Source organism: Halanaerobium salsuginis (assembly GCF_900114545.1).
GTDB classification, from domain to species: Bacteria; Bacillota; Halanaerobiia; order Halanaerobiales; family Halanaerobiaceae; genus Halanaerobium; species Halanaerobium salsuginis.
Window position 1 is genome coordinate 21043 of sequence record NZ_FOTI01000033.1, and the last position, 11558, is coordinate 32600.

Consider the following 11558-nt stretch of genomic DNA (forward strand, 5'->3'; position numbering starts at 1 on the left):
ATCAAAAAAAGCAGCTGAATTAAATTCAGCTGCTTGAAAAACACATAGATTTAAGTTTATTTAGCTTTTTATTAACAGGTTAAATACCTGAAAAAACTTAGTTACTTAAAATATAGATTCTTCATTTTCTGCATCAAAGAGATGGATTTTTCTTAAATCTACTCCAAGCTCAATTGTATCGCCAACTTTAGCTGTACTTTCAGCTTCGACTCTAGCAATTAAAGAATGGCCATTTTCAGCCAGATAGAGATAAATTTCAGAACCCATTGGTTCTACTACTTCTACTTCAGCTTTAAATGAATTATCAGCTTTAACTTCAAAATCATGAGTAATTTCTGTATCAATGATATCCTCAGGTCGAACACCAAATACTACTTCTTTACCGTCATAATCAGTAATGAATTTTTCTTTATCTTCAGGAACTCTAATTTTGAAAGTACCATTACCATCAATGTAATAGATATCCCCTTCTTTTTTAATAGTTGCATCCATAAAGTTCATTGCAGGTGATCCAATAAAACCAGCAACAAACATATTTTCTGGTTTATTATAAAGAGTCAATGGATCATCTACTTGCTGAATAACACCATCTTTAAGCACAACAATTCGGTCTCCCATAGTCATAGCTTCTGTTTGATCATGAGTTACATAAATCATAGTAGTTTGCAAGCGATCATGTAATTTAGATAATTCAGTTCTCATCTGAACTCTTAATTTAGCATCAAGATTAGAAAGAGGTTCATCCATTAAGAATACTTTTGGCTCACGAACGATAGCTCTTCCTAAAGCAACCCGCTGTCTTTGACCACCAGATAATTGTTTTGGCTTACGATCTAATAATTGCTCAATACCTAAAATTTCTGCTGCTTCATTAACTCTTTTATCTATTTGATCTTTAGGAAACTTACGTAATTTTAATCCAAAAGCCATGTTATCATAAACATTCATGTGAGGATAAAGAGCATAGTTCTGGAAAACCATTGCAATATCTCTATCTTTTGGTGCAACATCATTTACTACTTTATCGCCAATTTTTAAAGTACCTTCACTAATTTCTTCCAGACCAGCAATCATCCGCAAAGTTGTAGATTTACCACAACCGGATGGACCAACTAAAACAATAAATTCTTTATCCCTAATTTCGAGATTTTGATCTTTAACAGCTGTAAAGTCACCAAAATGTTTGTAAATATGTTCTAAAGTTACACTTGCCATTTAAAAATTCCTCCTCAAAGTAGTTTAATTATATTTTGCTATTGAAGACTCCCTAACAATAAGTTCAGGAGTTAAAACCTTAATTTGTTGTCCTTCTAATTTATCTTTAATTAATTTCAGTAAAAAGTCAAATGATAGTTTAGCTAACTCTGCGGCAGGCTCATTTAAAACTGTTAAAGGTGGATCAATAACTGAAGTTAAAATATTATCACCATAACCAACTACAGCAAAATCATCAGGAATAAAATATCCCCCAAATTTAATTGCCTCTACCAGACCAATAGTAGTTAATTCTCTTGTCGAAATGAAAGCATCAGGTATAATATCACGATTCATAATTTCTAAAAAAGCATTATAACCGGACGTTCTGTCAGCTCCAGTAGAAAAAATCAAATCCTCATTTACTGAAAAACCAGCTTCAGTATAAGCCTGATAATAACCATTTATTTTCTCACTTTCAGTTAAATTATCTTTGTCTCCACAAATTAGAGCTATTTTTCTAAATCCCTGCTCAAATAAATGCTCAACCGCTTTATAAATTCCCTGACTATAATTAGTCAAAACTGAAGTGAAAAAATTTTCTTCTGCCAGACGATTAACTAGAACCATTGGATTTTTTTCTTCAAAACTTAATCTTAAGAGCTGGCTGCTAACTAACTTACCGCCAATAAAAATTGCTCCATCAACTTGATTTGCTTCTAGTAAAGAAAGATAAGATTTTTCTTTTTTCAGATCATTATTTGTATTACATAAAATAATCTGATAGTCCACTTCTTCAGCTGCTTTTTCAATATTTTTGACAATCTCTATATTTCCCGGACTATCCATTTCAGCAAGAATAACAGCAATCATATTAGTCTTATTAACCGCTAATCCCCGGGCCAGCTGATTCGGACGATAATTATATTTCTGGGCCAACTTCAAGATTTTAGCCTTTGTTTCCTGGCCAACACCTGGCTTATCATTTAACGCTCTAGATACAGTTGATTCAGCCACACCCGCCATTCGAGCAATATCTTTTAGTGTAATCTGCATCCTATCCTCCAATTACGCAATTTACGCAAGCGCTTGCGAAAACTCAAGTAAAAAAAGAGTCTGTAAAATAACTCTTAAATATATTATTCGCTACAGACTCTGTATTTCCTGCTTAAATTTCAAAAAAATTTAAATTTTTGTTAAAACTTCTTCAAAATCAATATCACTCACACTTGTGTAAACTAGATGTGCCTTCCCAACCCGCTCAGCAGGACCAATTCCTACCGCAATCATTCCAGCAGCTAGAGCAGCCTCAACACCAGACTCAGCATCCTCAAGCACAACACATTCAGCTGGCTCTAAACCAATTACCTCAGCAGTGTGAAGAAATAAATCAGGTGCAGGTTTAGCACGTTCTACGCTGTTTCCATCTGATATTGTATCAAATAAGTCTGAAATTTGCAAGTTTTTCAAAACTTTTTTAGCATTACGGCTGGAAGACCCAACAGCAAGCTTATAACCAGCCTTTTTTAGTTGGTGTAATTTAGCTTCCATATCATCTAAAATATTTTTTTTAGTTAGCTCAGCTAAGTATTCTTGATAATATTCATTTTTACGATCTGTCCACTCTTTTTTTTGAGCAGTTGGTACTTCTTGACCAGCTAGAATAATTTCTAAAGACTGCATACGAGAAACACCACGTAGCTGTTCATTAATTTGACGATTAAAATTAAGATTTTCTTCATCAGCTAACTTTTGCCAGCTTCTGTAATGAAATTCTGCAGTATCTGTCAATACACCATCAAGATCAAAAATAAACCCTTTTATGTTTTTAGTCACTATATCCACTCCTTTTCTAACAACTTAATCTTTCAGCAAATCAAAGCTTGCAATAACTTTTTCGACTGGGTCAAGTGTTGGTCGCCAAATTTCTAATTGCTCTGCATTAGCAGTAAGAGGTCTGGACATGCCTTCCATAAAGAGACAAATCTCAGTTAATTCATCCATTGGAATTGGATTTTTAGCAAAGATATTACTAATTATTGTAATATGAAACATCCATTCATCATAATTTTCAATTGTAGAAATACCTGCTTCTGCCAGGGATGTGTGGACTGCTTCTGAAAATCTCTTTAAAGATGGTGTTTCATTTACTTCCAGAACAAGCTGATGCTGGTCAGAAAATCTTATACAGCTAAACCGATCAACTTCAATTTCAATTTGTTTAAATTCTTTCAATTTTTCAGTTAAAATAGTTTCAGCTTGAACAGCTTTATTTTTATCGATTCGGTCAATAGTAATATGCAGCTGCGGATGTATTTGGTCAGGATAAAGATTATAATGCTCTGCAACAATTTTTTGTACCTGAGCAGCTGTTTCAATTAATTCCTGATCAGGAATTAATACAATAAAATACTCTTTATCTAATTCAGCAGCTTTTATCATAATTACCTCTCCATCTTTAATCTTTCAAATTTTTTTATTTCTTTTAACACTTGGCTTTGATCAGTGATTAATCTTAAATTGTCCCCATCTATTAATTTATTCCAGATAGACTCAGCTTTTCCTTTAACATAATCTCTTTTTTTAATATTCTGACCTGCTAAAAATATTTTATTTTTAGTAGGAAAATCTTGCAAGATTGTTAAATTAGCCAAATTCCCATAACCAAAAGGGACTTCAGTTAAAATTATTAAATCTGACTGGTTAATTAGTTTTTTATGGGCTATAACTTCTTCAGCTTTAATTGCAGCAAAGGGATCAGCTGTCACTACCTCTATACCTAGTTCAACAGCAATCTGCCAATCTGCATCTCCACTGTTTAAAACTCCAGCACTTAAATTATAATTTAAACTAGACAGCTGCTGCAGCATATCAACTGCTGTCCCACCTCCAGCTATTACATGAATTTTAAAGTCTTTAGATTTTGCATTAACATTATCCACCAATTTATTCTGCGGCAATAAAGTTATAATGGGTTTTTGGGTAAGTTTATTTTTTTTCACCTGTACTTCAGCCTGATAGACTTGAGCAATATTTTTAGCAGTTAATACTTCAACAGCAGTACCTTCTGCATAAATTTGACCAGAATTAATTAAAAATATTTTTTGACAATACTGAGCAGTTAAATTCAAATTATGAGAGACAGTAATAATAGTTAGGCCCAATTTCAAATTCAAATACTCCAAAATATCATATATTTCAGCTTGATAATTTATATCAAGACTGGCAGTTGGTTCATCAAGAATAAGTATTTCTGGCTGCTGGGCCAGAGCACGAGCAATAATTACCCTTTGTTTTTCTCCTCCTGAAAGCTGATTAATTATTTTATCTTTTAATTTATAAGTATCAGTTAATTCCATTACCTGCTTGACAATCTTGCGATCAGATTGTTTAAGCTTTGACCAGCGTTTTTGATATGGTGTTCGCCCCATCATAATAATATCATAAACATTAAAACTAAAGTCAATATTCGTATTTTGTGGTACAACCGCCATTTTTTTAGCTAATTCTTGAGCTGAATATTTATTAAGCAGCTGATTAGATAAATAAACTACACCTTTTATTGGCTGTAATGTCCGGGCCAAATTTTTAATTAAAGTTGATTTTCCTGATGCATTAGGGCCAATTACTCCCACAAAATCACCTTTATCAACTGACATTGTAATTTCTTTTATAACTTTATTTTGATTATAACTAAAAGTAATTTTGTCTACCTGCATCATTTTCCTCACCAAATATTTTTTGATTTTTTTCGTAATAAATAAATAAAATAAGGTCCCCCAGCTAGAGCAGTTATTATTCCAACTGGTAATTCAAGAGGAGCCATAAGTGTTCTAGCTATAGTATCAGCAAAGAGCAAAAAAGCAGCTCCCAGTAAAGCAGACAATGGTAATAGTTTTCGATGGTCAGGACCAATCATTAAACGGGCAATATGGGGTACAACCAGACCAATAAATCCAATACTACCACTAACTGATACAACAGAGGCTGTTAGCAAAGAAGCTGCTGTTAAAAAAATGAGCTTACTCTTCTCAACTTCAAGTCCAAGGTGAGCAGCATTTTCTTCCCCTAATAAAATTAAATTTAGATCTTTCCCATAATAAAATATCAGCAAGCTAGCAAGCATAAAGTAAGGTAAAATCATTTTCACTTCAGACCAGGAAGAAGCAGCCAGACTCCCCATTAACCAGAAAACCAGTTGCTGTAAATTTTCTGTTCTTAAAACCATTAAAAATGACATAATTGAATTCAAAATAAAGCTTAATGCAACTCCCGATAGTAAAAAAGTTAAAACAGGCAGTTTATTACCAACAAGTGCCAGCTGATAAACTATAAAAACTGTCAGCAGTGCACCAGCAAAAGCAAAAATAGGAAGTAGATTTAAATGAGAAAAAACCAGTGGAATTCCCAGAAAAAGAGCTAACATAACACCAGTTCCAGCACCAGCAGATATACCAACAATATAGGGATCAACCATTGGGTTAGCAATTACTCCCTGAAAAACTGTCCCTGCTAAAGCTAAACCAGCTCCCACCATTATCGCCAATAAAATTCTGGGTAACCTAATTTCTGTTAAAATAATTAAATTTGCTTTCGGCAATTGTTTATTAAATAATAAATATTGTACAATTTTTAAAGGATTAATATAGCTCGAACCAATAAATAAAGCTGTAAAAAATAATAGTAATAATATAATAATTATCATTAGATAAACAAAATAGATATTTTTATTTCTCTGCATTTCTAATCAGCCAGTCTGGCTAGCTCCTTTAAATTTTTATTTTTGGATAGTTAATTTATTTAAAATTAAACCTGTTAATAATTTCGGATAAAAGTCAGTTGATTTTTGGGGCATCTTCTCCCCCTGATCAGCTATATTCTGTACTTCAGCTACAGTAGTTGGATTCAAAATAAAAGCAGCCTGATAGCTCTGCTGATCTAATTTAGCAAGTGCCTGATCACGATAGCGAATATAATCGAGATTAGTTTTTTCTGCTAAAGCTCTTTCATCAATACCTAAATATCCTTCCAGAATAATTTTATGTAAAATAGTTACTGCAAGTTCTTTATATTCCGTTGAAAAACAATCTGGAATTTCATTTAATATTTCTTTATTCTTTAATTTGAGAACTCTATATAAATTATCTTGTTTAGTTTTAAATCCAAAAACCTTATCTGCTCTATTAGAATCAAGATATTGGTACATTTTTTCTTTTTGATTAAATTCTAAAATACTAAAATCCTCTGCTGCTTTATTTAAAAAATCAGCTAAATTAAAATTTTTAATACCATATAGTAAACGATGAGTTGCTAAAACTTGTAAACCAGGATCATCCATATTAATAAAAGTCATTAAACGGTGGTTAAAACCAGCTGTTCCAACTGACTTCCATCCTTTATCCTCACATTCTTTTTTAAAATTAAGCGCAGTTTGGTAACGGTGATGACCATCTGCAATATAGAGAGTCTTTTCTTTCATTTTAGCTTGAATTTTATCTATTATATTTTTATCAACAATCTGCCAGACTTTATGCAAATTATTATCATCATCTTTAACTTCAAAAAGAGCTGGTTTATTCAAATAATCATTCAGTAAATTATTTATTTCGGATTTTTGATCAGAATACAGCATAAATATATGGCCAAAATTTGCTTCTGTTGCTCTAATTAAATTTAAACGATCAGCTTTTGGGCCTGCCATAGTATTTTCATGAGCTTTAACACCCGAACCGGCATCTAATTTCCCCAATCCAACAAATCCCTTACGAATAAATTTATTTTCCCCAACAAAATATTCTTGCGTATAAAAATAAAAAGCTGCTTCTTGATCACGAATAATAATTTCATTCTCTATCCAGGTCTGTAACTTTTCTGCTGCATTTTGATAACGATTATCTTCTTTCCCCAGAATTAGTCTAACAATATTATAGGGGCTTTTTTGATAATAATTTTTCTGTAACTCTTGATCAATTTTATCATATGGTTGAGTTACCACTTCATTTAAATCCTTAACTTTGGCCAGATTATAATGATAGCCATGAAAAGGAAAAACTTCTGCCATAATTATCACTCCTTTTATTTATTATATAGTTTAATTAAGTTAACAGCAAGTTGAATAATAATTTTATAAACTTGCTTTCTGAACAGCAATTAGATATAATTAATAAAAAAATCAGGAGCAAGAAGAGAGAAGGAGTGAGTCAATTGTACAAAGTTTTGGTAAGTGATAATATTGCTCAAAAGGGAATTGATATTTTAGAAGCAGCTGGTATTGAAGTTGATTTCAAACCAGGTCAAAATCGAGAGGAATTATTAAATTCAATTGGAAATTATGATGGAATAATTGTTCGCAGTATGACCATTCTTAATGCAGAAGCTCTTAATAAAGCTAAAAACTTAAAAGTCATTGGCCGGGCAGGAACTGGTTATGATAATATTGATCTTGATACAGCAACTAAAAATGGTATTTTTGTATTTAATACGCCAACTGGCAATACAATTTCTGCAGTTGAACATACTTTAGGAATGATACTTTCTTTATCAAGGAATATTGCCCAGGCCAATCAGGCTTTACATAATGACATCTGGGATAGGAAAAAATATATGGGAGTTGAGGTTAAAGGAAAAACACTCGGGATTATTGGACTAGGTAGAATTGGTAGCCGTGTTGCCAAAAGAGCCCAAGCTTTTGGTATGAAAGTAATTGCTAATGATCCTTATCTTGCACCTAAAAATGCTGAAAAAATTAATGTCCCATTACTCCCTTTTAAAGAAGTACTAGAAAAATCTGATTATATCAGTTTGCATACCCCACTCACTGATGAAACATATCATATTTTAAGTCATAAAGAATTTGCAATTATGAAGGAAACCGCTCGTGTAATTAACTGTGCCCGTGGACAGAACATCGACACTGAAGCATTAGCAGCTGCTTTAGAAAAAAATAAAATTGCAGGTGCAGCTATTGATGTTCATGAAGAGGAACCAGTTAAAGCAACTAATAATCCGCTATTAAGTTTTGAAGACCGGGTAATTATGACCTGTCACCTGGGAGGAACTACAACTGAAGCAATGGATAATGTTTCAATTACAGCAGCTGAAGAAGTAGTTTCTGTTTTACACAGCAATTTACCTGAATCTCCTCTCAATATTCCCGCTATGGATCCCAATGAATTTAATCGAGCTAAACCATACATTAATCTTGTTACTAAATTGGGTAATTTTATGGCTAAATGGAAAGGTAATGAAAGAATTGTTAATCTTGAAGTTGAGTATGGTGGTGAGGTAAACCAATACAATCTTAAACCAATGACTTTAAGCTTTGTTAAATCTATTTTAGAACCAATTTTAGATGATCGAATTAATCTTGTTAATGCAATGCATGTAGCAAATGAAAGAGGAATTAGTTTAAAAGAAAGTCAAATTCAAAATGAAGGTGAATTAAAAAATATTATCAAAGTAGTTTTAAAAACCGAGCAAGGAGAATACAGCCTAGCAGGAACTTATCTTCCAATCGGCTTCAGAGTAATTGAAATTAATGGTCTCAGAATTGACCTCGAATTATCTGGAGAATTTATCATTGTCAGCTATCAGGATAAACCGGGTGTAATTGGTAAAATAGGCTCTATCTTGGGAGAAGCTGAAATAAATATAGCTATTATGCAGGTTGGTAGAAAATCTTTTGGAGGAGATGCTATTATGACTATGCAAATTGATTCCAAACCTTCTGCAGAAATAATGACAAAAATCAAGCAAAACCTTGATGACTTAGATACTAATGTAAAAGATTTAACTTATTTAAAAATTTAATAAATCAATAACAAAAGAGGAGGACATTCTAGAATGTCCTCCTCTTTTGTTACTTAAATAAAACTAAATATGTATTTATAATTACTAATTTAAAGATTTAAGATATCCTCAATAATTTTTAATAATCCAGTAATATCTGCTAAAGTTAAATCTCCCATATGACCAATTCTAAATGCTTTATTTTTTAAATCACCATATCCATTAGCAATTCTAATTCCATATTCACTAACTAAAGTATCAATTAAATTAGCAACATCTACTCCTCTTGTATTTTCTATACAAGTAACAGTATTTGACCAGTAACCTGGCTCAGCATAAATAGAGAAATATTTCAGAGCCCAGTTTTGAACATAATTTGCTAATTTTCGGTGTCTTTCAAAACGATTTTCGATCCCCTCTATTTCAACAATATAATTAAGCTGTTTTTGTAAAGCAAATATTTGAGGAATAGCTGGAGTAGTTCTAGTTTGAGAACGCAAATGATATTTATACATTAATGGAAGATTAAAGTAATAACTTTTACTTTCTACTTCTTCTGCTCTTTTTAAAAGTTTTTCACTAACACTAGCAACTGTTAAACCAGCCGGGAGGGCAAATGCTTTTTGTACTCCTGCCAGACACATATCAATTCCCCAGTTATCAACTTCAATTTTTGTACCAGCCATCCCAGATACAGCATCAACTAAAAATACTACATCTTCATAATCAGCAATTACTTCTGCAATTTCTGCAATTGGATTCATTAAACCAGTTGAAGTTTCGTTTAATACTATTGTAACTGCATCAAATTTACCAGAAGCAAGTTTATCTGCTACTAATTCAGGAGTTATCGCTTTATTCCAATCAATAGCAACTTTCTCACAGGAAATTCCATTTTTAACCGTGATTTGATGCCATCTATCTGAGAAAGCACCATTAACTAAATTTAAACATGATTTTTTAACAGAATTTGTAACAGCTGCCTCCATTGCTCCAGTAGACGAAGCTGAAAAAAGAAAAACAGGATTTTTAGTAAATAATAATTTTTGTAAATTAATCTGGATATCATCATATAAATCAGAAAATCTAGCTGTCCGGTGATGTATTTGACTTTTAGACAATTCTCTTAAAATTTCTGCATCAACTTCAGTTGGACCAGGAGTAAATAATCTTTCGTGCATTTTTATAAACACCCCATCATAAAAATTTGAAAAATAATTAATTACTTAATATTATAGCAGTAAAATTATAAATTATAAAGCTTAAATTTGTGGATCAAAGTAGTAAATCAAGTTATCAGAATATTAAATTAATATATAAAATAAAAAAAGCACCTCTAGGTGCACATAAAAATGGAGCGGGAAACGAGATTTGAACTCGCGACCCTCACGTTGGCAACGTGATGCTCTACCACTGAGCTATTCCCGCATATTTAAAAATGGTGGAGGGGAAAGGATTTGAACCTTTGTAGGCATCGCCGGCAGATTTACAGTCTGCTCCCTTTAACCACTCGGGCACCCCTCCAGATTTAATTTTAATCTCCTAACCAGAAAATATAAATACTTTTTGGTGGAGATAAGGGGATTCGAACCCCTGGCCTCTACACTGCCAGTGTAGCGCTCTCCCAGCTGAGCTATATCCCCATGGCTGCTAGAAGTTAATGGAGCCGATGACCGGATTTGAACCGGTGACCTCTTCCTTACCATGGAAGCGCTGCTACCAGCTGAGCTACATCGGCAAAAAAATGGCGGAGGAGACGGGATTTGAACCCGCGATCTCCGGCTTGACAGGCCGGCGCGTTAAACCGCTACGCTACACCTCCGTATTAGATGTAGAAAGTAAATAACAGCTAAGCTGTATTACTTAAAAATATATTAAATGGTGGGCGAAACAGGGCTCGAACCTGTGACCCCCTGCTTGTAAGGCAGGTGCTCTCCCAACTGAGCTATTCGCCCCTAATAATGGCACCCTCAAGGGGATTCGAACCCCTGCCGCCAGGATGAAAACCTGGTGTCCTAGACCCCTAGACGATGAGGGCGCAAATAAAATGGCGGAGAGAGAGGGATTCGAACCCTCGCCAGGGTAAATACCCTGCTACAGGTTTAGCAAACCCGCCCCTTCAGCCACTTGGGTACCTCTCCATGCTCGAAGTTTAAATAACTATATAATTATAGTTTAAACTAAAGTAAATTAATGGTGGGTCTAAGAGGACTTGAACCTCTGACACTGTGGGTATGAACCACATGCTCTAGCCAACTGAGCTATAGACCCATGTATATGGAGCGGGAAACGAGACTCGAACTCGCGACCCTCAGCTTGGAAGGCTGATGCTCTAGCCAACTGAGCTACTCCCGCTTACCCAACCATGTTATTTTGCCAGATCTAGATATATATATTATAAACAAATATATTCAAATGGTTGCGGGGACCGGATTCGAACCGATGACCTCCAGGTTATGAGCCTGACGAGCTACCGGACTGCTCTACCCCGCGTTAAAATGGTGAGCCATGGAGGATTCGAACCTCCGACAACCTGATTAAAAGTCAGGTGCTCTACCACCTGAGCTAATGGCCCA

The 11558-nt window shown here is 33.8% G+C and carries 9 protein-coding genes and 12 tRNA genes; 1 reads left to right on the forward strand and 20 read right to left on the reverse strand.

Annotated features, from left to right (window positions below; genetic code table 11):
• Positions 1-105 precede the first annotated feature (105 nt).
• From BMZ74_RS10320 to BMZ74_RS10350, 7 genes are all read right to left on the reverse strand, one after another.
• Entirely contained in the window at positions 106-1215 is a 1110-nt protein-coding gene (locus BMZ74_RS10320; RefSeq protein ID WP_089862163.1) for an ABC transporter ATP-binding protein, read from the reverse strand.
• 24 nt (positions 1216-1239) lie between these two features.
• Entirely contained in the window at positions 1240-2250 is a 1011-nt protein-coding gene (locus tag BMZ74_RS10325) for a LacI family DNA-binding transcriptional regulator (RefSeq protein WP_089862164.1), read from the reverse strand.
• A gap of 129 nt (positions 2251-2379) precedes the next feature.
• Positions 2380-3030: a beta-phosphoglucomutase gene (gene pgmB, locus BMZ74_RS10330; RefSeq protein WP_089862165.1), complete on the reverse strand. Its 651-nt coding sequence runs from the start codon at positions 3028-3030 to the stop codon at positions 2380-2382.
• 24 nt (positions 3031-3054) lie between these two features.
• Positions 3055-3636 carry a 2'-5' RNA ligase family protein gene (locus tag BMZ74_RS10335; protein ID WP_089862166.1) on the reverse strand — a complete coding sequence of 194 codons (582 nt, stop codon included), beginning with the start codon at positions 3634-3636 and terminating at the stop codon, positions 3055-3057.
• Positions 3637-3638: 2 nt separating this feature from the next.
• A complete protein-coding gene (locus BMZ74_RS10340) occupies positions 3639-4913 on the reverse strand; it encodes an ABC transporter ATP-binding protein (protein ID WP_245750869.1) in 1275 nt (424 codons plus the stop codon).
• Between the two features lie 8 nt (positions 4914-4921).
• A complete protein-coding gene (locus BMZ74_RS10345; protein ID WP_089862168.1) occupies positions 4922-5935 on the reverse strand; it encodes a FecCD family ABC transporter permease in 1014 nt (337 codons plus the stop codon).
• Positions 5936-5971: 36 nt separating this feature from the next.
• Entirely contained in the window at positions 5972-7255 is a 1284-nt protein-coding gene (locus BMZ74_RS10350; RefSeq protein ID WP_089862169.1) for a DUF1015 domain-containing protein, read from the reverse strand.
• A 134-nt stretch (positions 7256-7389) separates the two neighbouring features.
• Between BMZ74_RS10350 and serA the strand changes: the two genes are divergently transcribed.
• Positions 7390-9003 carry a phosphoglycerate dehydrogenase gene (gene serA, locus BMZ74_RS10355; protein ID WP_342742444.1) on the forward strand — a complete coding sequence of 538 codons (1614 nt, stop codon included), beginning with the start codon at positions 7390-7392 and terminating at the stop codon, positions 9001-9003.
• A gap of 89 nt (positions 9004-9092) precedes the next feature.
• Here serA and BMZ74_RS10360 read toward each other — a convergent pair whose 3' ends face one another.
• The 13 genes from BMZ74_RS10360 to BMZ74_RS10420 form a co-directional block, all read right to left on the reverse strand.
• Positions 9093-10163 carry a pyridoxal-phosphate-dependent aminotransferase family protein gene (locus BMZ74_RS10360; protein WP_089862171.1) on the reverse strand — a complete coding sequence of 357 codons (1071 nt, stop codon included), beginning with the start codon at positions 10161-10163 and terminating at the stop codon, positions 9093-9095.
• Positions 10164-10335: 172 nt separating this feature from the next.
• Positions 10336-10410, reverse strand: a tRNA-Gly gene (locus tag BMZ74_RS10365).
• A gap of 11 nt (positions 10411-10421) precedes the next feature.
• Positions 10422-10506: transfer RNA gene (locus BMZ74_RS10370), tRNA-Tyr, on the reverse strand.
• 43 nt (positions 10507-10549) lie between these two features.
• Positions 10550-10625 (reverse strand) — tRNA-Ala (locus BMZ74_RS10375).
• A gap of 18 nt (positions 10626-10643) precedes the next feature.
• A tRNA-Thr gene (locus BMZ74_RS10380) sits at positions 10644-10720 on the reverse strand.
• A gap of 7 nt (positions 10721-10727) precedes the next feature.
• Positions 10728-10804 (reverse strand) — tRNA-Asp (locus BMZ74_RS10385).
• Positions 10805-10861: 57 nt separating this feature from the next.
• Positions 10862-10937 (reverse strand) — tRNA-Val (locus BMZ74_RS10390).
• Positions 10938-10944: 7 nt separating this feature from the next.
• Positions 10945-11020: transfer RNA gene (locus BMZ74_RS10395), tRNA-Glu, on the reverse strand.
• Positions 11021-11030: 10 nt separating this feature from the next.
• Positions 11031-11123: transfer RNA gene (locus BMZ74_RS10400), tRNA-Ser, on the reverse strand.
• Positions 11124-11176: 53 nt separating this feature from the next.
• Positions 11177-11253 (reverse strand) — tRNA-Met (locus tag BMZ74_RS10405).
• A gap of 7 nt (positions 11254-11260) precedes the next feature.
• Positions 11261-11337 (reverse strand) — tRNA-Gly (locus BMZ74_RS10410).
• 61 nt (positions 11338-11398) lie between these two features.
• Positions 11399-11475, reverse strand: a tRNA-Met gene (locus tag BMZ74_RS10415).
• Positions 11476-11481: 6 nt separating this feature from the next.
• Positions 11482-11557: transfer RNA gene (locus tag BMZ74_RS10420), tRNA-Lys, on the reverse strand.
• Between the last annotated feature and the right edge of the window lies 1 nt (position 11558).

What these genes read in the sequence shown, in the direction of transcription:
- BMZ74_RS10340 (WP_245750869.1), bottom strand. Translation starts at nt 4,913, where the DNA reads ATGCAGGTAGACAAAATTACTTTTAGTTATAATCAAAATAAAGTTATA.
- BMZ74_RS10320 (WP_089862163.1), bottom strand. Translation starts at nt 1,215, where the DNA reads ATGGCAAGTGTAACTTTAGAACATATTTACAAACATTTTGGTGACTTT.
- BMZ74_RS10350 (WP_089862169.1), bottom strand. Translation starts at nt 7,255, where the DNA reads ATGGCAGAAGTTTTTCCTTTTCATGGCTATCATTATAATCTGGCCAAA.
- BMZ74_RS10335 (WP_089862166.1), bottom strand. Translation starts at nt 3,636, where the DNA reads ATGATAAAAGCTGCTGAATTAGATAAAGAGTATTTTATTGTATTAATT.
- BMZ74_RS10325 (WP_089862164.1), bottom strand. Translation starts at nt 2,250, where the DNA reads ATGCAGATTACACTAAAAGATATTGCTCGAATGGCGGGTGTGGCTGAA.
- BMZ74_RS10360 (WP_089862171.1), bottom strand. Translation starts at nt 10,163, where the DNA reads ATGCACGAAAGATTATTTACTCCTGGTCCAACTGAAGTTGATGCAGAA.
- BMZ74_RS10345 (WP_089862168.1), bottom strand. Translation starts at nt 5,935, where the DNA reads ATGCAGAGAAATAAAAATATCTATTTTGTTTATCTAATGATAATTATT.